We start from the raw sequence: 23,786 nt of genomic DNA, 5'->3' as shown, positions 1-23,786 counted from the left end.
AGGAAGAGCCCTATGAAAAAGTCGCCTCTCGCGTTGTTGCTTACCTTTGGCGTATTGCAGACATCGATGTCCGCGTTCGCTGCCACCGCGCCGCTGGACCTGGTCACGCCGGTTTCGGACTACAAAATCTACGTGACTGAAAACGTCGACACCCTGGCTGCCGACACCCAGAAGTTCACCGACGCGATCAAGAAAGGCGACCTGGCAACGGCGAAGAAGCTGTTCCCGACCACGCGTCTGTCCTATGAGTCAATCGAGCCGATTGCCGAGCTGTTCAGCGACCTGGACGCGTCGATCGACTCCCGCGAGGACGATCACGAAAACGGCGTGAAGGCCGACGATTTCACCGGTTTCCACCGTCTGGAATATGCGTTGTTCTCGCAGAATTCGACCAAGGATCAGGGCGTGTTCGCGGACAAGCTGCTGGCTGACGTGAAAGAGCTGCAGTCGCGTATCGCGGACATGACGTTCCCGCCGGAGAAGGTGGTAGGCGGTGCGGCTGCGCTGATGGAAGAAGTGGCGGCGACGAAGCTGTCGGGCGAGGAAGATCGTTACAGCCACACTGATCTGTATGATTTCCAGGGCAACGTTGACGGGTCGAAGAAGATCGTCGATCTGTTCAAGCCGCAGCTGGAGCAGTCGGACAAGGCGTTCGTGGCGAAGGTGGAGAAGAACTTTGCGACCGTGGACAAGATCCTGGCGAAGTACAAGACCAAGGACGGTGGCTACGAGACGTACGATAAGGTGAAGGAGCAGGACCGCAAGGCGCTGGCAGGTCCGGTCAATACGCTGGCTGAAGATCTGTCGCAGATGCGCGGGAAATTGGGTTTGAACTGATTCCTCAGGTAATGAAGAGCCCGCTTGCCGAGAGATCGGCAGGCGGGCTTTTTTATGGGTGCGCCGTTTGTTGGATTGGAGCTCTATCCATTATTTGTGTTTGCTGAAGTTATGGTTCCGCCCTTACGGCGGGTCACTTTTGGCAAAAGCGCCCCAAAAGTAACCAAAAACGCTTTGCTCCCGGTTGGGCCCGACTTCGTCGGGTTCCTTCACTCCGGCCTCGCTCCGTGCGCCCGCGCCGAACGGGCATCCATGCCCTGACGGCGCTCTCGCCGCATCCATGCGGCTCGGCCCACTCCGCAAGACCTGCGTTCAGCCTGCACCCAAGTCGCGGTTGGCGGTGTTTGAGCCTTCTGCGTATGAAGATCAAAAGCAGATCAAGGGCTTCCCGGCTAAAGCCGGTCCTACGATGACCGCGGTGTTTGTAGGACTGGCTTTAGCCGGGAATGGACGCGGAGCGTCCTCAGATGCATACCCACGCAGAGCGTGGGCACGATCAGCAGGGTGAACGCGGTGCTTTCAGTGGGACCGGCTTTAGCCGGGAAGAGGCCAGCCCAGGCGCCAACAATTTTGCTGACCGCACCCCCTTCCTGTGGGAGCGAGCTTGCTCGCGAATGCTGCATTTCAAACACCAATTATTTGGCGGCTGTACCAATGCCTTCGCGAGCAAGCTCGCTCCCACAAGTCCCCAGTATCCTCAGACCGCAATCCGCCCTTGATCCGCTTTTGATCTGCTTTTGATCTTCATACGCAAAAAGCCCAGACACCGCAGAACGCGACTTGGGTGCAGGCCAAACGCAGACGACGCGCAGTGGGCCGAGCGGCATGGATGCCGCGAGAGCGCCGTCAGGACATGGATGTCCGTTCGGCGCGGGCCCACGGAGCGTCGTCGGAGTGAGGGAACCCGACGAAGTCGGGCCAAACCAGGAGCAGGCACCCTTGGTTACTTGGGGTGCTTTTCCAAGTAACTCGCCGAAGGCGAAACAGTCTGCCCCCAGGCAGACGCTCGTGATCTTGATCTTGATCTTGATCTTGATCTTGATCTTGCTTCAAAGATCTCAAGCCAGGCTAGATCCCGCTGAACCAGTTGTACCCCTGATCTTCCCAATACCCACCGGGATTCTCATTGCTCACCACAATCTCAACGATATGCTTCGGATTCTTGAACCCCAGCTTCGTCGGCACCCTCACCCGCAACGGATAACCATACTCCGGCGGTAGCGCCACCTCGGCGAAATCCAGCGCCAGCAGCGTCTGCGGATGCAACGCCGTCGGCATATCCAGACTCGAGTAATACCGATCCGCGCACTTGAACCCGACAAACTTCGCCGTCGTGTCCGCCCCCACATGCTCCAGGAACGTGCGCAACGGCACACCGCCCCACTGCCCGATCGCGCTCCAGCCCTCAACGCAAATCAACCGCGTGATATCACTGCGCTGAGGCAACTTGCGCAAACCCTCCAGCGTCCACGGCGCCTTGTCCCTCACCAGCCCCGACACACCCAGCTTCCAGTCCGCCGTGTCCAGCTCCGGAATATCGTCCTCGCTGTAAAACGCATTGAACGGGAACGGATTACGAACCTGATCCTTGGTGAACGTCGGCGCCAGCTTCTGCCCGCTGAACAACCAAGCCTGAACCCGATCGTTCCAGCGCGACATGCTCCACAGCACCTTATCCACCTGATCGCCGTCCTGCAGGTTGCAACCGGTGAGCATCGCCATCGCGCCCACGGTCAGGCCGCCTTTCAGGAAATGCCGACGCTGCAGGCTCTCCAGCTGGATCTGCTGGGCCGGCTCCAGTTTGATGCGCGCAATGGCGCGTTTCTTAGGCTCAATCATGCTCGACCTTCCCGCTCTCAATCCCACGCGTACCGCCGGTGATCATCGGCATCAGGGTTTTCGGCACCATCAGCACCAACGCCAGATGCACCACCACGAACGCGCCAATGAACGCCATCGCCGCAAAATGCACGTACCGGGCGAAGTCGTAGCCGCCGAACACGGCAGTCAATTCCTGCAACTGAATGGGCTTCCAGATCGCCAGCCCCGTCAGCACGATCAACACGCCGGCGGCCAGCACCAGCCAATACATCAGGCGCTGCACGGCGTTGTAGACGCCCTTCTCGTGCTTGAGTCGAAAACGCAGGGCATCGAGCATGTCGCGCTTGACGGCCTTGGGGGTGACCGGCAGGAAGTCGCGCTTGAAATGCCGGGTGAACAGGCCGTACAGCACGTAGATCAAGCCGTTGATCACCAACAGCCACATCACTGCGAAGTGCCACGCCAGCGCGCCGCCCAGCCAGCCGCCCAGGGTGAAATCCCGGGGGAACGTGAAGCTGAACAGCGGCGATGCGTTGTAAATGCCCCACCCGCTCATGAACATGCAGACCATGCCGAAGGCATTGATCCAGTGCGTCAGGCGGATGGGCCATGGATGAATTCTGGTTTTTTTCATGGTGCGAGACTCATCACGGATTCGGTGAAAGCGGCGCCGTGAGACGCCGCAACCCGCTTACATCGGCGGCTGGAAGCCGTCTTTGCCGACCGCGACACCGCGTGCGGTCTTGCCATCTTCGCCCGGGAACACGACGATTTTTGCGCCCTTGACCAGCTCATCGACCTTGCCCGACTGCACGTAGGCAATGGGCACGTCTTCCGGCACGACCAGCTGCTTCTCGCCGCCTTTGTAGCCGACGCTCAGGGTACGGCCGTTGGCCTTGCCGCTCAGCTTGCCGACGGTGCCATTGGTCATGGTGCCGGTGGTGCCGTCAGCGTTTTCCCAACCGTAGTGGCCTTCACCGCTGCCTTTCAGGCTCGGTTCGAACACCGTCACTTCCAGGGCCTTCAGCGTGCCGTCGGGCTGTGGGGTGGCGGCGGAGCCGATGAAGCTGTCCGCTTTGATCGACGCGATGTCGGTCTTGGAGACCAGACGGATGCCGGTCTTGTCGGTCAGGCCAATGCTCTGATGGGCGCCGGAACGGGTGGTGAAATTCAGGGTGTTGCTGTCGACGCTGTCGACCGTCCCGCGCAGTGGCTTGACCACCGGCATGTCACCGGCGGCCATGCCGGCGGCGGATGCCATGACGGCGGCGCTGAGCATCAGCATGCCGAACGTGGTGGTCAGGGCTGTCTTCATCTTCATCGGTGGATTCCTTCAGGCAGTTGGGGAAAGGTGAAGCTGAGGGTCATGTGTGTTGCATGACGGCCATCCTGTACCCGCAACCGGCACCCGACAATGACCGCCCGATTACATTTTTGTCATTCAAGCACACCAGCGTTGAGCGTGTCCGCCAGGGCGCAATCAATGACAAAAATGTAACCGACCGCGCGCCATCCGTTGGTTACACTCCACATCCGGCGCGGCCTGCAGCCCTTCGCGCCGCTTCTGTCCAATCTGATCACCCACCTGACAGCCCACGCCGGCGACGCTGCCAATGACGTGAAGCGAGCCTGACCGACGATGCACATTCTGCTTATCGAAGACGACACCAAGACTGGCGAGTACCTGAAGAAGGGCCTCACCGAGTCCGGTTACAAAGTCGACTGGACCCAGCACGGCACCGACGGCCTGCACATGGCCCTGGAGCACAGCTACGACCTGCTGGTGCTGGACGTCATGCTGCCGGGCATCGACGGCTGGCAGATCATTGAAATCCTGCGGGCGAAGCAGGACGTGCCGGTGCTGTTTCTCACCGCCCGCGATCAGTTGCAGGACCGCATCCGCGGCCTCGAACTAGGCGCCGACGATTACCTGGTCAAGCCGTTCTCGTTTACCGAACTGCTCCTGCGCATACGCACCATCCTGCGGCGAGGGGTGGTGCGCGAGGCCGATCATTTCCACCTCGCCGATCTTGAACTGGACCTGCTGCGCCGTCGGGTCACGCGCCAGCAACAGGTCATCACCCTGACCAACAAGGAATTCGCGCTGCTGCATCTGTTTCTGCGCCGCGAGGGCGACGTGCTGTCGAGGGCGCAGATCGCTTCGGAAGTCTGGGACATGAATTTCGACAGCGACACCAACGTCGTCGACGTGGCGATCAAGCGCCTGCGCAGCAAGGTCGACACGCCCTACCCGATCAAACTCATCCACACCGTGCGCGGCATCGGTTACGTCTGCGAGGTACGGCCATGCGAGCCCGACGCCAGCCATCCCTGACCCTGCGCGCGACCCTGGCGTTTTCGGTGGTGGCCATGCTCGCCGTCGCCAGCGCCGGCATGTACCTCTACGAGACCATGAAGGGCGCGGTGATGACCCGCAGTGACCATGCGGTGCTGGCGCGCCTGGATCACTTTCGCAAACTGCTGCAATACGACCTGACCCTGACCACGCTGCAAAGCAGCCCGCAGCTGTTCGAGAACATGCTCGACAGCGAAGACGACATTTTCATCATCGCCGAGCCGGGCAAGCCTGCGGTGATCATGGTCAATCCGCTGCATGCGCCGCTGCCGCCAATGCCGGTGGTGCCGGCCAACATGCCGCTGGGCGTGGCCGACATGCGCAGCGGCCTGCTGGAGTCCGGCGTGCCGATGCGCGCGGCGACGGTCGAAGCGGTGTCCGGCGGCAAGGTTGTGCACCTGACGGCCGCGCACATTGCGGTCAAGGAGATGGCCACCCTGGCGGGCTTCCGTAACCGCATCCTGCTCGCCGTTTCGCTCGCGTTTGTGCTGACGGCGTTGCTCGGATATGTGTTGCTGCGACGGGGTCTGCGGCCGTTGCGCAGAATGGCCAGCCATGCCGCAGCCATCACCCCGGCGCAATTGGACAGCCGCATGGACAACCGCGACACACCGGTAGAGCTGCAGCAACTGGGCGAGGCGTATAACGCGATGCTCGACCGGCTTGCCGATGGCTATCAGCGGCTGACGCAGTTTTCCGCCGACCTGGCCCATGAAATCCGCACGCCGGTGGGTTCGTTGATGGGGCATTGCCAGGTGGCCCTGCGGCAACCGCGCACCGAGGATGAGTACCAGGCGTTGCTGGCCTCGAACCTGGAGGAGCTGGAACGCATCTCGCGAATGGTCGAAAGCATCCTGTTCCTGGCGCGCGCCGATGAAGCCCAGGCCGCGCTCAATCGCCAGACGCTGGACCTGGCGGATGAAATGCAACGGGTCGCGGGCTATTTCGAAGGGTTGGCGGAAGAACGGGACATCGCCCTGCACACCGAAGGCGACGCTCGGATCGAGGCCGATCCGCTGCTGCTGCGAAGGGCCCTGAGCAATCTGGTGGCCAACGCGATTCGCTACGCCGACGAAGGCAGTGTGATTGACATTCGCGTAATCGAGAGCCGAGTGGTTGAGAACGGCAGGCAGTGCCGCATCGAAGTAGAGAACCAGGGCCCGACGCTGGACGGCGCCACCCTGGGCAAACTGTTTGACCGCTTCTATCGCGGCGACGCCTCACGGCACCAGAGCTCCGATTCCAACGGACTCGGCCTGGCGATCGTGGCCGCGATCATGCAGTTGCATGGCGGCGAAGTGTCGGTCAATCAGCCTGCGCCGGGGCGGATCTGTTTCGCACTGATGTTCCCGCGCCAGCCCGGAGCCTAGCTGCTGTAGCCCTCACGCCTTCTTGTCGTGGGTGGCCTGCAGTTTGTAGAACGTCGCCGCCCCGCCTTCGGTGGCATAGCCAGCGTTGTCCTGGGTGTACACGCCCGCCTTGAAATACAGCGGCTTGCCTTTCCAGGTCAGGTCCAGCTTGGCGCCCCACTGCATGTCGTAGGCATTGACGGTCAGGTTGCCGGCCTGGGTGAGGTGGATGGTGTAAGTGAAGCGTTGCTTGAGCAGCACGCCGGTTGCCACTTGAATGACTTCGGGCTCGGACGTCGGCGTCGCGCGATACTTCACCACGAGGTTGCCGGTCTTGGTTTTTTCCTTGTACTGGTATTCGAGCTTGAGCAGCGGCTCGGTACTGCCAAAGGCGTGGATCTGACCGATGACGATTTTGCCCGAAGAAGGCACTTGGTCCACGGTGAGCGCGGCACGCAGGAAGTTGTCCGCGTCAGAGTAGGTCCAGTTGTGAACCGCACCGTTGGCGTAGGTTTCACGCAGCTCCGTGCGGGGAAATTTGGCATTGTCAGTCCTTGACCCTGTAACCGGCGCCCAGAAGAACAGCGTGTCCCCTGAACGGAAGTAACCATCCTGGTAACCGCCGACGAGTTTCGGCGTGTCGATGGTGGCGGCTGCGATACCGACCGGTATAGAAAGATTCCAGATGGCGAGATCAATCATGGGTGCACTCATGGTGCGCGAGGCGCACAGCAAAGAAGGTGTCTGGAACAGGCCTGTCACTGCCGTTCCCGTCATCTTTGCTATCGGCTGAACCGTTTGATCTTTAGTCGCCCCCGGAGTCAAGAAACCGCCGAACCTGCAGAAGCAGCTCCCAAAAAAAGCACAGTGCCACTATTGAGGCAAAGTGGCTCATTGCCCTCATGTTTTGCCCAACCAGCGGAAACCGGGGAGAAGGGCTAATAATTTGGCGCCATTTTTTTGGAGGAGCGCTTAGACGACGCTCAGAAAATTAGTTCAGCCAGCGAGGATCCAGCCGACAGACGGTATCGGAAAATTCCTGCTTCGGGTCGTCCCGCCTTCCTACCCAGCGATCAGAGCCATCTGGCGCGCCCCATACTCTCTGTCAGACATCCGGCCAGACCGTCCTGCGACAATCCGCCCGGCGCCCCAGGACAGATTCCATTTGACGACCCCACAGTGTTACAAGATATTATTAGTTAGCAACCTAATAATGCAGCGCCTAATCATTCAGGCCCTAACCAAACCCCGTACCGTTCCAATGGCCTCTTCATGAACCCTGACACCCTGCAAATGCGCATCACCGGCGGCGTCGTCGCGGCCTCCCGGCAGTGGCGTCGTGTCTGCCAGACCACGCTGATCAACGTTGGCGTCACCGAAGCCTGCGCCGGCCCGTTGCTGATGATCGCGCGCCTGGGTGAAGGCGTGCGTCAGGTGACGGTGGCCCAGGCCTGCGGGCTGGAAAGCCCCTCACTGGTGCGCCTGCTCGATCAGCTGTGCAAGGCCGGACTGGTGCAGCGCACCGAAGACCCCACCGACCGCCGCGCCAAAGCCTTGAGCCTGACCGATCAGGGCCGGGCGTTGGCCAACGCCATCGAGGAGGAGCTGATCCGCCTGCGCCGCGACATCTTCAGCAACGTCGATCCCGCCGACCTGGAGGCGACGTTACGGGTGTTCAACGCCATCGCCCAAGCCACGCCAATGGCGCCGGAGTCGTCATCTTGAGCGGCAGGTTCAACGGCTTTTTCGACGGCGTACCGCCGGGTCGCGACTGGTTCTACGGCGTGCGCACGTTCGCGGCGTCGATGCTGGCGCTGTACATCGCGCTGATGATGGAACTGCCCCGCCCCTATTGGGCGATGGCAACGGTGTACATCGTTTCCAGCCCGTTCGTGGCGCCGACCAGTTCCAAGGCGCTGTACCGCGCCGCCGGCACGCTGCTCGGCGCCGCAGCGTCGGTGGTGCTGGTGCCGATGTTCGTGCAGACGCCGTTTTTGCTGGCCGTGGTCATCGCACTGTGGACCGGCACCCTGCTCTTCTTGTCCCTGCACTTGCGCACCGCCAACAGCTACGCGCTGATGCTGGCGGGTTACACCATGCCGCTGATTTCCTTCCCCGTGGTCGACAACCCCCAGGCGGTGTTCGACATCGCCGTCTCGCGCACCGAGGAAATCTTCCTCGGTATCGTCTGCGCCGCGGTGGTCGGCGCGATGTTCTGGCCGCGTCGGCTGGCGCCGGTGCTCGTCGACGCCATGGGCAAGTGGTTCAAGGACGCCTCGACCTACAGCGACCTGTTCCTCTCGCGCAGCGCCACGCCGGAAGCCGTCGGCGGCCTGCGCACGGCCATGGTCGGGACCTTCAACAGCCTGGAGCTGATGATCGGCCAGTTGCCCCACGAAGGCGCCCATCGCCAGACCGTGCGCAACGCCAAGGAACTGCGCGGACGGATGATTCATCTGCTGCCGGTCATCGACGCCCTGGACGATGCACTCTGGGCGCTGGAGCGGCGTTCGCCCGAGCACGTCGCCGACCTCGCCCCACTGTTGATCGAGTGCCGCGACTGGGTCGAGCAGACCGCAGAAGGTGCGCCGATCACGTATTGGAAAGCCCTGCACACCGAGCTTGATCGCCTGCAACCCACCCCTGCGCAGATTGACGATCGCCGGCACCTGCTGCTGTCGAACGCGCTTTATCGCCTGCGCGAGTGGATTGACCTGTGGCAGGACTGCCGCAGCCTGCAGCACGCCATCGAGACCGATGACCACTCGGCGTGGCGCGCGGTGTATCGCCATTGGCGGCTGGGGCGACTGTCGCCGTTTCTCGATCGCGGGATGATGCTGTATTCGGTGGCGACCTCGGTCAGCGCCATCATCGTCGCGTCGGTGCTGTGGATCTTGCTGGGCTGGCAGGATGGCGCGAGCGCGGTGGCGCTGGCGGCGGTGTCGTGCAGCTTCTTCGCGGCGATGGACGACCCGGCGCCGCAGATCTACCGCTTCTTCTTCTGGACCATGATGTCGGTGATCTTCGCCAGCCTCTATCTGTTCGTGGTGCTGCCCAACCTGCACGACTTCCCGATGCTGGTGCTGGCGTTTTCAGTGCCGTTCATCTGCGTCGGCACCCTGACCGTTCAGCCGAAGTTCTACCTCGGCACGCTGCTGACCATCGTCAACACTTCGTCCTTCATCAGCATCCAGAGCGCCTACGACGCCGACTTCGTCAACTTCGTCAATTCCAACCTGGCCGGGCCGGCGGGTCTGGCATTCGCCTTCGTCTGGACGCTGATCGTCAGGCCGTTCGGCACCGAAGTGGCGGCCAGGCGCCTGACCCGCTTCAGCTGGCGCGACATCGTCTCCCTCAGCGAAGACGCCACCCTGGCCGAGCACCGGCACATGGGCGTGCGCATGCTGGACCGGCTGATGCAGCACCTGCCGCGCCTGGCGATCACCGCGCAGGATTCCACCACTGCACTGCGCGAAGCGCGGGTTGCCCTGAACATGCTGGACTTGCTGGCCTACATGCCGCGGGTCGACCCGGCGCCGCGCCAATTGCTGCGCCAGGTCGCGACCGAAGTCGGTGCGCATTTCCGCGCCTGCCTGAAAGCCCGGGAGCGTTTGCCCGCCCCTAAAGGTCTGTTGATGACCATGGACCGCGCCCGCCGCGCGCTGGCGTTCAACGGCGAAGATGATGACGACGCGCGGCTGAATCTGCTGCACGCCCTCAGTGGCTTGCGCCTGGCGCTGCTGCCGGGTGTGGAGATCGTCGATGTGCTCGCCGAGCAGGAAGAACAACCGCCCTATGGCATCGATGGAGCGCCCTTATGATCGGTGATGTGGACATCAGCGGGATCTTCCTGCCGACCTTTCTGGTGCTGATGGGCATCGCTTACCTGATTTTTCTGGTGGTGCACGCCGTGTTGACGCGCGCCCGCTTCTACCGCCTGGTCTGGCACCGGGCTTTGTTCAACGTCGGTCTATACGCTCTGTTGCTCGGCGTCGTGGATACCCTAAGTCGATACCTGATGAAATGAAAAAACCTCTACTGACGCTGGGCCGCGTGGTCCTGACCCTGCTGGTTGTCACCCTCGCCGCGATCGTCGTGTGGCGCATGGTGATGTATTACATGTACGCGCCCTGGACCCGCGACGGGCACATCCGCGCCGACGTGATCCAGATCGCGCCGGACGTTTCGGGGCTGATCGAGAAGGTCGCGGTGAGTGACAACCAACTGGTCAAGAAAGGCCAGTTGCTGTTCACCATCGACCAGGACCGCTTCCGTCTCGCCTTGCGCCAGGCCCAGGCGACCGTGGCCGAGCGCAAGGAAACCTGGGAACAGGCCCAGCGCGAAAACCGGCGTAACCGCAGCCTCGGCAATCTGGTGGCCCGCGAGCAATTGGAAGAAAGCCAGTCCAGGGAAGCCCGCGCGTTGTCGGCTCTGAACGAAGCCCAAGTGGCGGTCGATTCGGCGCAACTGAACCTGGACCGCTCGGTGATCCGCAGCCCGGTGGACGGCTACCTCAACGACCGTGCGCCCCGCGACCGCGAATTCGTCAGCGCCGGGCGCCCGGTGTTGTCGGTGGTGGACAGCAACTCCTTCCACATCGACGGCTACTTTGAAGAAACCAAACTGGACGGGATTCACATCGGCTCCGGCGTAGACATCCGCGTGATCGGCGACAACGCCCGCCTGCGCGGCCATGTGGTGAGCATCGTCGCCGCCATCGAAGACCGCGACCGCAGCAGCGGCTCGAACCTGCTGCCCAACGTCAATCCGGCGTTCAGCTGGGTGCGTCTGGCCCAGCGGATTCCGGTGCGCATTGCCTTTGATGAAGTGCCGGCGGATTTCCGCATGATTGCCGGGCGCACGGCGACGGTATCGATCATCGATGACGCCCGCGCAGATACTCAGGGAAATGATCAAACCGTCCAGCCAGGAGCGCCCAAATGAAACACCGCGCACGCCTGCTGACCGTGGGCCTGGGCTTGCTGCTGTCGGCTTGCACCGTGGTCGGCCCGGATTACACGCTGCCCGAGAAAGCCGCCGTCAATCGCCCCGATCTGCACGGCGAGCTGGCCGGTTCGTCGACCAATGTGGTGTCGGCGCCGGTGCCGGCTGACTGGTGGCGGCTGTATCACGATCCGAAGCTTGATGAACTGGTGGGTCAGGCGCTGGTGTCGAGCACCGATTTGCGCGTCGCGGCGGCGAACCTGCAACGGGCGCGCTTTCAGATGAACGAAGCCGATGCGGCCGGCGGCTGGAGCGGCACGGCCAAAGCCGGTGCGCAGCGCTTGCAGGAGTCCGGCCAGGCCTATCTGCAGCCGGAGAAAGTACCGGTGGCGAACGTCGGCGATGTCGGCCTGACCACTTCGTATCAGTTCGACCTGTTCGGCGTGCTGCAGCGCGGGATCGAAGCGGCCCAGGCCAACGCTGACGCGACCCAGGCGGCGGCCGACACGGCACGCATCACGTTGGTGGCCGATGTGGTCCGCGCGTACACCCAAGTGTGCGCCGCCAACGAAGAACGCAACATCGCCCTGCACTCCCTGGACCTGCAGAAGCAGGGCCTGAGCCTGACCCAACGCCTGCGCGATGCCGGCCGTGGCGATGAAACCCAGGTGACGCGCTCGCAAACCCAGTTCCGCTCGCTGCGTGCTGACTTACCGCGTTATGAAGCGGCGCAGAAGTCGGCGTTGTATCGGTTGTCGATGCTCCTCGCCCGGCCGCTGAACCAGTTGCCGCAAGGAGTGGCGGAATGCGCCGAGCTGCCGCACATCGCTCAAGTCATGCCGGTGGGCGATGGCGCCGCGCTGCTCAAGCGTCGCCCCGATGTCCGTCAGGCAGAACGCCGCCTGGCGATGTCGACCGCGGCCATTGGTGTGGCGACCGGCGAGTTGTATCCGGACATCAGCATCGGCGCGACCGTAGGCACTGTGGGGATTCTCGATGAACTGGGCGATCCGTCGACCAATCGCTGGGGCTTTGGCGGGGTGATCAATTGGACCATCCCGTCCAATGGCGCCCGGGCGCGAATTCACATCGCCGAAGCGTCGAATCAGGTGGCGCTGGCGCGTTTTGATGGCGTGGTGCTGAACGCGATCCGCGAAGCCCAGACCGGGCTGTCGCAATACACCGCGCTGCTGGAACGCCGCGATGCGTTGGTTGAAACCGAGGAGTCGGCGCGCCAGGCTGCGGACCAGACCCATCGGTTCTTCCTGGCCGGCCGCGAATCCTTCCTCGCCGACCTGCAAGCCACCCGCACCTACACCGACGTCACCGCGCAACTGGCGGCGGCGAATACCCAAGTGGCAATGGGACAGATCGACCTGTTCCTGGCGCTGGGCGGGGGTTGGGAGAACGGGCATCAGTGAGTTCTCGCGGGTTGGCACGGACTGCTTTTTGTGGGACCGGCTTTAGCCGGGAAGGCGTCATGTGTCACACCGCGAGATTGTTGTCGCCTACACCGGCCTTTTCCCGGCTGAATCCGGTCCTACTGGGCTAGCAGGTCCCACTGACTGACCGCGTGTGTTGTGGGACCGGCTTTAGCCGGGAAGGCGTCATGTGTCACACCGCGAGATTGTTGTCGCCTACACCGGCCTCTTCCCGGCTGAAGCCGGTCCTACTGGGCTAGCAGGTCCCAATGACTGATCGCGTTCGTTGTAGGACTGGCTTTAGCCGGGAAGGCGTCATGTGTCACACCGCGAGATTGTTGTCGCCTACACCGGCCTCTTCCCGGCTGAAGCCGGGCCTGCTGGGCTAGCAGGTCCCACTGACTGACCGCGTTCACTGTAGGACTGGCTTTAGCCGGGAAGGTGTCGGTCGTCACACCGCAAAACTGATGTCGTTCACACTGGCCTCTTCCCGGCTGAAGCCGGTCCTACTGGGCTACCAGGTCCCACTGACTGATCGCGTTCGTTGTGGGACCGGCTTTAGCCGGGAAGGCGTCGGTGGTCACGCCGCGAAACTGATGTCGTTCACGCAGGCCTCTTCCCGGCTGAAGCCGGTCCTACTGGGCTAGCAGGTCCCACTGACTGACCGCGTTCGTTGTAGGACTGGCTTTAGCCGGGAAGGCGTCATCTGTCACGCCGCAAAACTGATGTCGTTCACGCAGGCCTCTTCCCGGCGGAAACCGGTCCTACAATAGACACGCAGTCCCGCTCACGTACTGCGCATTCGCTTGAAATTGAACCCCTGCCGGCCGGTACTGCCTGACTCTTAATCATTCAATCCTATCCGCCCGGAGGCACCCCCGATGCGCACGCTTGAACTGGCAGACAAAACCGTCCCCGTTATCGGTCAGGGCACCTGGCACATGGGTGAGGACCGCCATCAGTTCGAGGCGGAAGTCTCGGCGCTGCAACTGGGCATCGACCTCGGTCTGACACTGATCGACACCGCCGAGATGTACGGCGAAGGCGGCGCCGAGAAAGTCGTCGGCCAGGCCATCGCCGGGCGCCGCGACGAGGTCGTGCTGGTGAGCAAGGTCTACCCGCACAACGCCAGCCGCGCGGGCATTCCGGCGGCGTGCGAGCGCAGCCTCAAACGCATGAACACCGACTATATCGATCTGTATTTGCTGCACTGGCCCGGTCAGTATCCGCTGGAAGAAACCGTTGAAGCCTTCGAGCGTCTGCGTGAAGAGGGCAAGATCGGCCGTTGGGGCGTGTCCAATTTCGACGTGTCAGACCTGCTTGAGCTCGACGCGTTGGGCCTCGGCGGCGGGTGCGCCACCAACCAGGTGCTGTACAACCCGGAAGAGCGCGGCATCGAATACGACTTGCTGCCTTGGATGCAAACCGCCCGGATGCCGCTGATGGCGTACTGCCCGATCGGCCAGGCCGGCAACTTGCTGATGAACCCTGCCATCCTCGAAGTAGCCGAGCGCCACGACGCCACCCCGGCGCAGATCAGCCTGGCGTGGGTACTGCGTCAGGACGGCGTGATCGCCATTCCCAAGGCCGTCACTCCCCATCATCTGGAATTGAACGCTGCGGCGGTTGATATCGAGCTGTCCATCGAGGATGAATTGCTGATTGATACCTCATGGCCGGCGCCCTTGCGCAAGACGCGGCTGTCAATGGTCTGAACAAGATCGCTGCCGGACATAAACCGTCACAAAACTGTCAAAACCCCTTGCGATGATGCCGCTTTCGATCTCGTGCCCTGCGGGGCACTTCCCGTCTGCGAGCCTTCATGAATCAACGCATTGCCCATCACCAGGACTCGGATCTGTTTGGCTTGCTGTACGGGTTCCGCTTCCGTCCCGAGGAACCCGGCCGTGAGCTGGATTCGACGTCCGCGCTGGAGTGCCTCCGCCACCCGACCGAGCCCGACGAGTTCGTCTGGCTGCACCTGAACCTGACCCACGCCAGTTGCGAACGCTGGCTGAAAACCCACCTCGACCTGCCTGACGAATTCCTCGAAGCGCTGCACGAAGGCTCACGCTCCACGCGCATCGAACACGTCGACTCCGCCCTGCTCGCGGTGGTCAACGACGTGGTCTTCGACTTCAACCGCATCTCCACCGACATCGCCACATTGTGGGTGTGCGTGCGCAGCAACCTGATGATTTCCGCACGCCATCAGCCGCTGCGCTCGGTAGACCGGCTGCGCTCCTCGGTCAAACAAGGCGAAACCTTCCGCTCCCCCCTTGAACTGCTCGCCCACCTGCTGCGCGATCAGAGCGACGTGCTGAGTCAGTTCATGCGCAAGACCAGCCTCAGCGTCGACAAGATCGAAGACCAACTCCTCTCCCAACGCCTGAGCAACAACCGCTCGGAACTGGGCGCCATGCGTCGGGTGCTGGTGCGCCTGCAGCGGCTGCTGGCGCTGGAGCCCGGCTCGCTGATGCGCCTGCTGCATCGACCGCCGCAATGGCTGCTGGAAGACGACCTGCAAGAACTGCGGCAATCCACCGAAGAGTCGGCGCTGGTGATCAGCGACCTCACCGCCCTGGGCGAACGGATCAAACTGCTGCAGGAAGAAATCGCCGCCAACCTCAACGAACAAAGCAGCCGCACGCTGTTCACCCTCACCGTCGTGACCGTGCTAGCGCTGCCGATCAACATCGTCGCGGGTTTCTTCGGCATGAACGTCGGCGGCATCCCCCTGGCCAGCGATCCCCACGGGTTCTGGGTGCTGGTCGCGCTGGTGGCAACCTTTACGTTTATTGCGGGACGGTGGGCGTTTCGCAAGAGTCGGGATTATTGACGGCAGCATTATTGGCGCGCCCACTGGTCCCTAACCCCAGGAAATCCAGCCAAAACGTGACCCGTGTCGCATCTCTGTCACATTTTGTAATGATCATGGTCACCATCCCACCTCAACAGGATCGCGACCCATGGCAACCCCCTCACTGGCTCAACGCCCTCTGCAACAGGGGCCCGGACTGAGTGCCCAATTCGGGCGCAAGCCTGGCGTGCTGACGATGGTGATTTTCTGCGTCGTACTGGTATTGGGCCTGTTTTACACCGGCTACAGCCTCAAGCAGGACATGGACGATCTGGGTACCGTCGTGCTGACCTGGACGCCGTTCATTCTGCTCGGCGTGGCGCTGGTCATCGCGCTCGGCTTTGAGTTCGTCAACGGTTTCCACGACACCGCCAACGCCGTCGCCACCGTCATCTACACCCACTCCCTGCCGCCGAACTTCGCCGTGGTCTGGTCGGGAACGTTCAACTTCCTGGGTGTGCTGTTTTCCAGCGGCGCGGTGGCGTTCGGCATCATTGCCCTGCTCCCGGTCGAGCTGATCCTGCAAGTCGGCTCATCGGCGGGATACGCGATGATCTTCGCCCTGCTGATCGCGGCGATCCTGTGGAACCTCGGCACCTGGTGGCTGGGTCTGCCGGCCTCCTCCTCCCACACACTCATCGGCTCGATCATCGGCGTCGGTATCGCCAACGCCTTGATGCACGGCCGCGACGGCACCAGCGGCGTGGACTGGTCTCAGGCGACCAAAGTCGGTTATTCCCTGCTGCTCTCACCGCTGGTGGGCTTCACCTGCGCCGCGCTGTTGCTGATGGCGCTGCGCATGTTCGTGAAGAACCGCGCGCTGTACAAAGCGCCGGAAGGCAACAAGCCGCCACCGCTCTGGATTCGCGGCCTGCTGATCCTGACCTGCACCGGCGTCTCATTCGCCCACGGCTCAAACGACGGTCAGAAAGGCATGGGCCTGATCATGCTGATTCTGGTGGGCACGCTGCCGATGGCCTACGCGTTGAACCGCGCCATGCCGTCCGACCAGTCGGTGCAGTTCGCGGCGGTCGCCCAAGTCACCCAACAGGCCCTGAGCAAAGCGGCGCCCCTGCCCGCGCCGGCCGATTCCAGACAGACACTTTCCGTTTACATCCGCGACAAGCAGGCGACCCCTGAACTGGTCCCGGCGCTGGCCGTCATGGCCGGCAAGATCGGCGATCAGGTCGCCAGTTACGGGTCACTGGCCAAGGTGCCGGCCGAGGCCACCGCCAACGTGCGGAACGACATGTACCTGACCTCCGAAGCCATCCGCCTGATGGACAAAAACAAGGTCGGCAACTTCGACGGGGACACCCAGGCCAAGGTCGATACGTTCAAACAGCAGATTGATACCGCGACGCGCTTCATTCCGCTGTGGGTCAAGGTGGCGGTAGCGATCGCGCTGGGCCTGGGCACCATGGTGGGCTGGAAACGCATCGTGATCACCGTCGGTGAGAAAATCGGCAAGACTCACCTGACCTACGCCCAGGGCGCATCGGCGGAAGTCGTCGCGATGCTGACCATTGGTGCAGCGGACATGTATGGATTGCCGGTGTCGACCACCCACGTTCTGTCCTCCGGGGTGGCCGGCGCCATGGTCGCCAACGGCTCCGGCCTGCAGATGCGCACCCTGCGCAATCTGGCGATGGCATGGGTGCTGACCCTGCCTGCCGCGATCCTGTTGTCGGGCAGCCTGTACTGGCTGTTCACCCAGATTTTCTGATTTCGAAGAGTCTCCCGTACTCTCTTTCAGGCGCTTCGGCGCCTGTTTTTTTTGCGCGGTGCTTTTCAGTGGGACCGGCTTCAGTCGGGAAGAGGCCTGTGTCGACACCCTCAATCCTGCGGCGTGACGCCCGCCGCCCTCCCGGCTAAAGCCAGTCCCACAAAGCGCGCTCCTGCAGGTTTATTCGCCACTCAAGCATTCTTTTCCCTCTTGATAAGCAAGAAACAGGGCATATCACTAACGGTTATAAAAATATGGAATTCAGTTCTTTTACGGAATAAATCGGAGCCTTTATAACGGGTGCACTTGTCACAAGCCCACCGATTCCGCTCGAAGGATTTCTCATGGATGTTTTCTGGTTTCTACCGACACACGGCGACGGCCATTACTTGGGCACGACCAAGGGCGCGCGCCCGGTCACGCTCAATTACCTGAAGCAGGTCGCCCAGGCCGCCGATGATCTCGGTTACCACGGCGTGCTGATTCCGACCGGCCGTTCCTGCGAAGACTCCTGGGTGATCGCATCGGCCCTCGTGCCGTTGACCGAGCGTCTGCGTTACCTGGTGGCGATTCGTCCGGGGATCATTTCTCCGACCGTTTCCGCGCGCATGGCCGCGACCCTGGATCGCTTGTCCGGCGGACGCCTGCTGATCAACGTCGTAACCGGCGGAGACCCTGATGAGAACCGTGGCGATGGCAGCTTCCTCGATCACAGCGAACGTTACGAAGTCACCGACGAATTCCTGAAGATCTGGCGCCGCGTGTTGCAGGGCGAAGCCGTGGACTTCGAAGGCAAGCACCTGAGAGTGCAGAACGCCAAAGCCCTGTATCCGCCGATCCAGAAGCCCTATCCGCCGCTGTATTTTGGTGGTTCCTCCGAGGCAGCCCACGAACTGGCCGCCGAGCAGGTCGATGTGTATCTGACTTGGGGCGAACCCCCTGCCGCCGTCGCCGAGAAGCTGGCGGACGTGCGTGAACGCGCTGCGCGCAACGGCCGTACCGTCAAGTTCGGCATCCGTCTGCACGTGATCGTCCGCGAGACCAGCGAAGAAGCCTGGAAAGCCGCCGACACCCTGATCGAGCACATCAGCGACGACACCATCGCCGCCGCACAGAAATCTTTTTCCCGTTTCGACTCAGAAGGCCAGCGCCGCATGGCCGCATTGCACGACGGCCGTCGCGACAACCTGGAAATCGCCCCCAACCTGTGGGCCGGCGTCGGCCTGGTACGGGGCGGTGCGGGCACGGCGCTGGTGGGTAATCCGCAGGAAGTCGCCGAGCGGATCAAGGAATACGCGGACCTGGGCATCGAAAGCTTCATCTTCTCCGGCTACCCCCATCTGGAAGAAGCCTATCGCTTCGCCGAGCTGGTGTTCCCGCTGTTGCCCGAGCCGTATCGCAGCCTGGCAGGCCGCGGCATCACCAACCTCACCGGCCCGTTCGGCGAGATGATTGCCAACGACTTGCCACCGCAGAAGTAAGTTTCGCCGACCCCCTGGAAACACCCGTTTGCTGCGCAACCGCGCAGCGCGTGGGAAACGGTTGATCTGCCATCGCGACAACGGCCATCGCGACAAGGAGTCCTTCATGACAGCCAGCTTACCGTTCCAACCACAAGTGACCCCCATGCAGCTATTGACCCTACCGCCCTCGCCGGCCCTGGCGACTTCGATTCGTGCCACCGCGCAGGTGTTCGAAGACCCGAGATCCCAGGCGCTGCTGGCCCATATCGAACAAGTCGCGCCCAGCGATGCCAGCGTGCTGATCATCGGCGAAACCGGCACCGGCAAAGAGCTGGTGGCGCGTCACATTCACAACTTGAGCAGCCGTCGTCACCAGCCGTTCGTGGCGGTCAACTGCGGCGCGTTTTCGGAATCACTGGTGGAAGCGGAGCTGTTCGGCCAGGAAAAAGGCGCGTTCACCGGTGCCCTCACCGCCAAGGCCGGCTGGTTTGAAGAAGCCAACGGCGGCACGCTGTTTCTCGACGAAATCGGCGATCTGCCCCTGGCCATTCAGGTCAAGCTGCTGCGTGTCCTGCAGGAGCGCGAAGTGGTGCGGCTGGGCTCGCGCAAGAGCACGCCGATCAACGTGCGGGTGCTGGCCGCGACCAACGTGCAGCTGGAACGCGCGATCAACGCCGGGCACTTTCGCGAAGACCTGTTCTATCGCCTCAACGTCGTCAATCTGGAGCTGAGCACCCTGCGCGAACGGCCGGGCGACATCATGCCGCTGAGCCGGCACTTCATTGACGTCTACAGCCAGCGTCTGGGCTGCGGCCCGATCCAGATCAGCGCCGATGCCGAGCACAAGTTGCGGACCTACGGCTGGCCGGGGAATATTCGCGAGCTGGAAAACGTCATTCACCACACCCTGCTGATCTGCCGCAACGGCGTGATTCAGTCCAGCGATCTGCGCCTGTCGAACCTGCGCCTTGAGCGTCAGGAAGATTCTGCCCCCATCGTCGACAATTCAACCGAAGCGCTGCTGGCCAGGGCGTTCCAGCGGCTGTTCGAGGAGCAGGCCGGCGCGCTGCACGAAAAGGTCGAAGACGCCTTGTTGCGCGCGGCCTATCGCTTCAGCCACTGCAACCAGGTGCACACCGCGCAGTTGCTGGGGTTGAGCCGCAACGTAGTGCGTGCGCGGCTGATCAAGATCGGTGAACTGGCCGTCAACAAGCGCCGCCCCGGCGAGCAGACCCAGGGTGAACGGATGCTGCACTTGTCGGTGTGAGCCTACAGCGATGCAACCGTTGGGACTGCGCTCATCCCTGACGCGGTCCTACGATTTCCCCCGCCACTTCGTAAGCGTTGAAGATCATCGACGTCGCCCGGTGTTGACGAATCAACTCCCACAAATCCCCTTCGCCCTGCTCGGCATTTTCGAACGCGCGCTCGCAGTCGGTCTTCGACAGCCATTGCACGTGGCTCAGCACCCGCTGGCGGTCTTCACTGACCTGCACGCTGGCGCGGACAAAACCTGGGTAGGTGCAGGTGAATCGCTCGAAACGCTCGTTGAGCGCCCCGACCAGCCCGGCCTGATGGCGGGGGTCGACGGCGAACTCGACGAACTGACTAAAAGGGAGATGAGCGGCTGCTGGTGTCATGAACGTTCTCCACGGATGACGGTTGTTGCTGAACAGGATGCTGCGCAAACCGGCATGGCCCCATACGTTTCTTGCGCCGGGGCCCCACTTGCCAAGCCGGTCCGGCCAAGCGATGCTGCGCAGGATAAAACCTCCAGTTAACTGGAGGTCAAGCGTCGTTCGGCACACAGGAAGATTGCATGCTCACCCAGGACATCCCGCCCATCGCCCGCGAACTCACCGTCGGCCAGTTGTCCGCCCGCAGCGGCGTGGCCATCACCGCGCTGCGCTTTTACGAGGCCAAAGGCCTGATCAGCAGCCAGCGCAACGCCGGCAATCAGCGGCGCTACCCCCGGGATGTGCTGCGTCGGGTGGCGTTGATCAAAACTGCCCAGCGCCTGGGCATTCCGCTGGCGACCATTCAGACCGCGCTGCAAACCCTGCCCCAGGACCGCCCGCCCAGCCTTGACGACTGGACGCGGCTGTCCGAGCGCTGGAAAGCCGATCTGGATGAACGCATCAACCGTCTCACCGCCCTGCGCGACCAGCTCAGTGGCTGCATCGGTTGCGGCTGCCTGTCGATGGAGGCCTGCCCGCTGCGTAACTTCGGTGACAGCTTGAGCGAGCAAGGCGCCGGGCCGCGCCTGCTGGATCAGGATTGAAGGTGTTGCGGACTGACCCGGGTATCGGCAAGAGTCTGGTCGACCAGTGACAGATAATTGCGTCGTGGGGGACGCAATCTCCTGGTTATTCAGCTTGGCACGTTGCACACCGCCGCCAGTCGCGCCGCCAGCAGCCTGGCCTGCAACGCCACGTCGGTCACCGCGGTGCTTTCCCACCACAGCCCGCGCAAGGGCGGGCCCATGGCGTAGAGCCGCGCCGAAATCCGTCCTTCGGCGTCCATGACCGCACCACCCGCGTCGGCGGCAATGCCAAGCGCCAACGGCCCCGGCTGAATCAGGCCACGGGCCAGCAGATTGCGCGGCAAGGCCCGGTCAACCCGGCGCCAGTCGTATTGAATGCCGGTCGAGTTGATCAGCGCTGCGCCACTCTCCGTCGTGGCCATGTCCTGCCCGCGATAGCGAACGCTGATGGAAATCTGCCCGGCCTCGGCGCCCTCCACCCTGAGCAACGAGGCGGCGTGGATGTGCAGGCGCCCTTCGCCGATCAGCCGCTCCAGCAACTTCGCACTGGGCGGCGGCGAGCGGTGATGATGGCTTTCCCACCACGGCCGGACGTGGCGTACGAATTGGCGGCGCTGCAGGTCAGAGGCCTGACTCCACAGCCGTGGAATATGCACGCGCACAGTGTCGAGCGGCGCCTGCCAGTCGATGCCCTGCTCCGCCGCTTGCGCGCACTGCTCGCGCAAGGCCCTGACCAGTTGCCGGGTGCTGCGTATGTTCAGGTCGGCGGCGAGAAAGTCCGGCCATGTCGACGGTTGGCGGCGAACGTGGGGCAGCAGGCCGTGGCGGGAAAACACGTCAATGGGCCCACGGTGACCGGCTTGCTCAAGGGACACCACGGCGTCGACCATGGTCAGGCCCGAGCCGATGATCAGCACCCGGCCCTGGGGGTCGAGCTGGCCCATGGCATCGACATCCCATGGATCGACGGCAGCGGCGTTGAGGGCGTTTGAATCGCGCTGAGGCGTGCGCGCGGCGGCGAACATGCCCGTTGCCAATACGCCGAATCGGCCAGTCAGGTGTTCGCCGCTGGCGAGGGTCAGGCGCACGCCGGCTGCGTCAGTCTGCAGGTCGGTCACTTCGCCGCGCACGTGCTCGACGGTGGAACCATAGCGCTCGCCGACCACCCGTGCCTCGGCCAGACGCTGCTGAACGTACAGACCGAAAATCCCGCGGGGCGGAAACAGCTCGGCCACCGGCACGTGCTGCTGGTCAGACTCCGGCCAGCCTCCGGCAGCAATGTAGTCGGTCAGCCAGCGGGTGAGATCGTCGACGTCGTCCGGGTCGACGCTCATGCGTGCGGCGTTGCCGTTCAGCGTGTGGCCCGGCTCGGTGGCGCTGTAGGCCTCACCCCGGCCCAACTCGCTGCGTGACTCGGCGATGACGATGCGCCGTTGCCCCGGCAGGCGCAGCAGCTGCACCGCGAGCATGGTGCCGCTGAGGCCACCGCCGACGATGAGGATGTCGGCGTCAGGTCCATTGTGTTCAGCGCTCATTGCTTCCCCCTTCTCTTCGCCCCGCGGGCGCGCATGGCTGATTATGGACAGCGTGGCACCGGATTCAAACCGACGTCAGCCCTTGCGTTTCATGTCCAGCCGCCGCAGGTGGCAGGTCACTTCTTCGCGGTCGTGGTACAGCTGCTTGCAGCCGATGGCGACCTTGACGCCGCGCGCCTTGAAGCCGTCTTCGATGCGCTCCAGCAAGCGTCGCACTTCGGCGTAACGCTGCTTCATCGGCAACTTGAGGTTGACCACCGCCTCGCGGCACAAACCCTCGCCCAGCCAGGTTTCCAGCAGCGCGGCGTTGCGTGCGGGCTTTTCGACGATGTCGCAGACCATCCAGTCCACCGGCTGACGGGGCTTGAAGGTAAAGCCGTCGGCCATCAGGTGCTGCACCAGCCCGGTGTCCATCAGGCTTTCGGCCATCGGACCGTTATCAATGGCGGTGACCAGCATGCCGCGCCGCACCAGTTGGTAGGTCCAGCCCCCGGGCGCCGCGCCCAGGTCGACGCCGGTCATGTCGCCCGACAGGCGCTCGTCCCACTGATCCCGGGGGATGAAGTGGTGCCAGGCCTCTTCCAGCTTGAGGGTCGAGCGGCTGGGCGCTTCCCGGGGGAATTTCAGGCGCGGAATGCCCATGGGCCACATCGCCGAGTTGTTCGCGTCGGCCAGCCCAAGGAACACTTCGCGCCCGCTTTTGAACGTCAGCAGCAAACGCGGCAGGCTCGGGTTGTCGACCAGTTTGCCGGCCTTCTCAAGCGCCTTGCGCAATGGCGCCTCGAACTTGCGGCAGAACGTCGAAAGCTCCTTGCCGTCGTTGGTGTCGACCACTTCCAGCCACAGGCTGCCGCACGGCGCAAAGCCGGCCATGTGTTCGAGGATCACGCTGATGCGGTCGGTTTCCGGCAGCTGGACAAACACGCCACGGGCCCACTGCCGGGGGAAAATCAGCTCGCAGAACTTCAGGCTGTTCATCAGCCGCTCCGCGCCATCGGCCTCGGTGCAGATGAATTCGGCAAAGGCGGCGTCGGTCTTGGCCTTGGCGTAGCCGGACACCTCAAGGCGAGCGGCGTGCTCGCTGAGTTCCGAGCAGACCTCGCTTTCGAAGCCGGGGCGGCAATGCATGAAAAGGGTGTTCACGGGACGGTCTCCTCGCGCGCCACGAATCGAGTCGCGGCGCAAGCTGTACATGAGGATTAACCTCAATG

At 62.9% G+C, this 23,786-nt stretch carries 21 protein-coding genes; 14 read left to right on the top strand and 7 right to left on the bottom strand.

Features of this window, described 5'->3' with window-relative positions:
* Positions 1-12 precede the first annotated feature (12 nt).
* Complete coding sequence (efeO, locus tag M1E04_RS09105) at positions 13-837, top strand: iron uptake system protein EfeO (protein ID WP_192130107.1); 825 nt, start codon at positions 13-15, stop codon at positions 835-837.
* A gap of 1,068 nt (positions 838-1,905) precedes the next feature.
* On the opposite strand, the gene M1E04_RS09100 is transcribed toward efeO, so the two are convergent.
* The 3 genes from M1E04_RS09100 to M1E04_RS09090 are packed head-to-tail and all read right to left on the bottom strand — an operon-like array spanning position 1,906 to position 3,973.
* Positions 1,906-2,676, bottom strand: a complete 771-nt coding sequence (locus tag M1E04_RS09100) for a molybdopterin-dependent oxidoreductase (protein ID WP_122622695.1) — start codon at positions 2,674-2,676, stop codon at positions 1,906-1,908.
* The gene (locus tag M1E04_RS09095; protein WP_192130106.1) at positions 2,669-3,292 is read right to left on the bottom strand and encodes a cytochrome b/b6 domain-containing protein; all 624 of its coding nucleotides are present in this window, start codon (positions 3,290-3,292) and stop codon (positions 2,669-2,671) included. Before M1E04_RS09095 ends, M1E04_RS09100 begins: the two co-directional genes overlap by 8 nt.
* A 57-nt stretch (positions 3,293-3,349) precedes the next feature.
* Positions 3,350-3,973: a hypothetical protein gene (locus tag M1E04_RS09090; protein ID WP_192130497.1), complete on the bottom strand. Its 624-nt coding sequence runs from the start codon at positions 3,971-3,973 to the stop codon at positions 3,350-3,352.
* Positions 3,974-4,297: 324 nt separating this feature from the next.
* On the opposite strand from M1E04_RS09090, the gene M1E04_RS09085 reads away from it, so the two are divergent.
* Complete coding sequence (locus M1E04_RS09085; protein ID WP_065988665.1) at positions 4,298-4,993, top strand: heavy metal response regulator transcription factor; 696 nt, start codon at positions 4,298-4,300, stop codon at positions 4,991-4,993.
* On the top strand, positions 4,966-6,384 hold the full coding sequence (locus M1E04_RS09080) for a heavy metal sensor histidine kinase (RefSeq protein WP_192130105.1): 1,419 nt from the start codon (positions 4,966-4,968) through the stop codon (positions 6,382-6,384). The genes M1E04_RS09085 and M1E04_RS09080 overlap by 28 nt, the downstream gene beginning before the upstream one ends.
* 12 nt (positions 6,385-6,396) lie before the next feature.
* Here M1E04_RS09080 and M1E04_RS09075 read toward each other — a convergent pair whose 3' ends face one another.
* The gene (locus M1E04_RS09075) at positions 6,397-7,065 is read right to left on the bottom strand and encodes a polysaccharide lyase family 7 protein (protein WP_065988667.1); all 669 of its coding nucleotides are present in this window, start codon (positions 7,063-7,065) and stop codon (positions 6,397-6,399) included.
* Between the two features lie 570 nt (positions 7,066-7,635).
* Here M1E04_RS09075 and M1E04_RS09070 point away from each other — a divergent pair.
* The 10 genes from M1E04_RS09070 (at position 7,636) to M1E04_RS09025 (ending at position 20,044) form a co-directional block, all read left to right on the top strand.
* On the top strand, positions 7,636-8,088 hold the full coding sequence (locus M1E04_RS09070) for a MarR family winged helix-turn-helix transcriptional regulator (protein ID WP_065988668.1): 453 nt from the start codon (positions 7,636-7,638) through the stop codon (positions 8,086-8,088).
* A gap of 80 nt (positions 8,089-8,168) precedes the next feature.
* The gene (locus M1E04_RS09065) at positions 8,169-10,184 is read left to right on the top strand and encodes an FUSC family protein (RefSeq protein ID WP_456293168.1); all 2,016 of its coding nucleotides are present in this window, start codon (positions 8,169-8,171) and stop codon (positions 10,182-10,184) included.
* Entirely contained in the window at positions 10,181-10,390 is a 210-nt protein-coding gene (locus M1E04_RS09060) for a DUF1656 domain-containing protein (protein ID WP_065988670.1), read from the top strand. Before M1E04_RS09065 ends, M1E04_RS09060 begins: the two co-directional genes overlap by 4 nt.
* Positions 10,387-11,307 carry an efflux RND transporter periplasmic adaptor subunit gene (locus tag M1E04_RS09055; RefSeq protein ID WP_192130102.1) on the top strand — a complete coding sequence of 307 codons (921 nt, stop codon included), beginning with the start codon at positions 10,387-10,389 and terminating at the stop codon, positions 11,305-11,307. Before M1E04_RS09060 ends, M1E04_RS09055 begins: the two co-directional genes overlap by 4 nt.
* Positions 11,304-12,728, top strand: a complete 1,425-nt coding sequence (locus M1E04_RS09050) for an efflux transporter outer membrane subunit (protein ID WP_456292794.1) — start codon at positions 11,304-11,306, stop codon at positions 12,726-12,728. Before M1E04_RS09055 ends, M1E04_RS09050 begins: the two co-directional genes overlap by 4 nt.
* An 881-nt stretch (positions 12,729-13,609) precedes the next feature.
* Positions 13,610-14,443, top strand: coding sequence for an aldo/keto reductase (locus M1E04_RS09045; protein WP_456292793.1), 834 nt, complete (start codon positions 13,610-13,612; stop codon positions 14,441-14,443).
* 107 nt (positions 14,444-14,550) lie between these two features.
* The gene (locus M1E04_RS09040) at positions 14,551-15,567 is read left to right on the top strand and encodes a transporter (protein ID WP_456292792.1); all 1,017 of its coding nucleotides are present in this window, start codon (positions 14,551-14,553) and stop codon (positions 15,565-15,567) included.
* Between the two features lie 130 nt (positions 15,568-15,697).
* Positions 15,698-17,314 (top strand): inorganic phosphate transporter, encoded by a 1,617-nt coding sequence (locus M1E04_RS09035; RefSeq protein WP_456292791.1) that lies wholly within the window; start codon positions 15,698-15,700, stop codon positions 17,312-17,314.
* Positions 17,315-17,658: 344 nt separating this feature from the next.
* Positions 17,659-18,795, top strand: a complete 1,137-nt coding sequence (gene ssuD / locus M1E04_RS09030) for an FMNH2-dependent alkanesulfonate monooxygenase (RefSeq protein WP_065988676.1) — start codon at positions 17,659-17,661, stop codon at positions 18,793-18,795.
* Between the two features lie 145 nt (positions 18,796-18,940).
* Complete coding sequence (locus tag M1E04_RS09025; protein ID WP_456293167.1) at positions 18,941-20,044, top strand: sigma-54 interaction domain-containing protein; 1,104 nt, start codon at positions 18,941-18,943, stop codon at positions 20,042-20,044.
* A gap of 31 nt (positions 20,045-20,075) precedes the next feature.
* Here the strand turns inward: M1E04_RS09025 and M1E04_RS09020 are convergent, their stop codons facing one another.
* Positions 20,076-20,417, bottom strand: a complete 342-nt coding sequence (locus M1E04_RS09020) for an antibiotic biosynthesis monooxygenase (RefSeq protein ID WP_296313023.1) — start codon at positions 20,415-20,417, stop codon at positions 20,076-20,078.
* Between the two features lie 179 nt (positions 20,418-20,596).
* Here M1E04_RS09020 and soxR point away from each other — a divergent pair, with 179 nt between their 5' ends.
* Entirely contained in the window at positions 20,597-21,058 is a 462-nt protein-coding gene (soxR, locus tag M1E04_RS09015) for a redox-sensitive transcriptional activator SoxR (RefSeq protein WP_065988678.1), read from the top strand.
* A gap of 89 nt (positions 21,059-21,147) precedes the next feature.
* Here the strand turns inward: soxR and M1E04_RS09010 are convergent, their stop codons facing one another.
* Positions 21,148-22,575 carry an FAD/NAD(P)-binding protein gene (locus M1E04_RS09010; protein WP_456292790.1) on the bottom strand — a complete coding sequence of 476 codons (1,428 nt, stop codon included), beginning with the start codon at positions 22,573-22,575 and terminating at the stop codon, positions 21,148-21,150.
* 75 nt (positions 22,576-22,650) lie between these two features.
* Positions 22,651-23,718 (bottom strand): 23S rRNA (cytidine(2498)-2'-O)-methyltransferase RlmM, encoded by a 1,068-nt coding sequence (gene rlmM / locus M1E04_RS09005; protein ID WP_192130096.1) that lies wholly within the window; start codon positions 23,716-23,718, stop codon positions 22,651-22,653.
* Between the last annotated feature and the right edge of the window lie 68 nt (positions 23,719-23,786).

It is taken from the genome of Pseudomonas sp. AK106, assembly GCF_053903055.1.
The sequence above is the reverse complement of the archived record's forward strand: the minus strand, read 5'-3'. Positions and strand labels throughout refer to the sequence as shown.

Bases quoted from the DNA above. Each gene is read 5' to 3' on its own strand.
- efeO (WP_192130107.1), top strand. From the start codon at position 13: ATGAAAAAGTCGCCTCTCGCGTTGTTGCTTACCTTTGGCGTATTGCAG.
- M1E04_RS09100 (WP_122622695.1), bottom strand. From the start codon at position 2,676: ATGATTGAGCCTAAGAAACGCGCCATTGCGCGCATCAAACTGGAGCCG.
- M1E04_RS09095 (WP_192130106.1), bottom strand. From the start codon at position 3,292: ATGAAAAAAACCAGAATTCATCCATGGCCCATCCGCCTGACGCACTGG.
- M1E04_RS09090 (WP_192130497.1), bottom strand. From the start codon at position 3,973: ATGAAGACAGCCCTGACCACCACGTTCGGCATGCTGATGCTCAGCGCC.
- M1E04_RS09085 (WP_065988665.1), top strand. From the start codon at position 4,298: ATGCACATTCTGCTTATCGAAGACGACACCAAGACTGGCGAGTACCTG.
- M1E04_RS09080 (WP_192130105.1), top strand. From the start codon at position 4,966: ATGCGAGCCCGACGCCAGCCATCCCTGACCCTGCGCGCGACCCTGGCG.
- M1E04_RS09075 (WP_065988667.1), bottom strand. From the start codon at position 7,065: ATGATTGATCTCGCCATCTGGAATCTTTCTATACCGGTCGGTATCGCA.
- M1E04_RS09070 (WP_065988668.1), top strand. From the start codon at position 7,636: ATGAACCCTGACACCCTGCAAATGCGCATCACCGGCGGCGTCGTCGCG.
- M1E04_RS09065 (WP_456293168.1), top strand. From the start codon at position 8,169: ATGCTGGCGCTGTACATCGCGCTGATGATGGAACTGCCCCGCCCCTAT.
- M1E04_RS09060 (WP_065988670.1), top strand. From the start codon at position 10,181: ATGATCGGTGATGTGGACATCAGCGGGATCTTCCTGCCGACCTTTCTG.
- M1E04_RS09055 (WP_192130102.1), top strand. From the start codon at position 10,387: ATGAAAAAACCTCTACTGACGCTGGGCCGCGTGGTCCTGACCCTGCTG.
- M1E04_RS09050 (WP_456292794.1), top strand. From the start codon at position 11,304: ATGAAACACCGCGCACGCCTGCTGACCGTGGGCCTGGGCTTGCTGCTG.
- M1E04_RS09045 (WP_456292793.1), top strand. From the start codon at position 13,610: ATGCGCACGCTTGAACTGGCAGACAAAACCGTCCCCGTTATCGGTCAG.
- M1E04_RS09040 (WP_456292792.1), top strand. From the start codon at position 14,551: ATGAATCAACGCATTGCCCATCACCAGGACTCGGATCTGTTTGGCTTG.
- M1E04_RS09035 (WP_456292791.1), top strand. From the start codon at position 15,698: ATGGCAACCCCCTCACTGGCTCAACGCCCTCTGCAACAGGGGCCCGGA.
- ssuD (WP_065988676.1), top strand. From the start codon at position 17,659: ATGGATGTTTTCTGGTTTCTACCGACACACGGCGACGGCCATTACTTG.
- M1E04_RS09025 (WP_456293167.1), top strand. From the start codon at position 18,941: ATGCAGCTATTGACCCTACCGCCCTCGCCGGCCCTGGCGACTTCGATT.
- M1E04_RS09020 (WP_296313023.1), bottom strand. From the start codon at position 20,417: ATGACACCAGCAGCCGCTCATCTCCCTTTTAGTCAGTTCGTCGAGTTC.
- soxR (WP_065988678.1), top strand. From the start codon at position 20,597: ATGCTCACCCAGGACATCCCGCCCATCGCCCGCGAACTCACCGTCGGC.
- M1E04_RS09010 (WP_456292790.1), bottom strand. From the start codon at position 22,575: ATGAGCGCTGAACACAATGGACCTGACGCCGACATCCTCATCGTCGGC.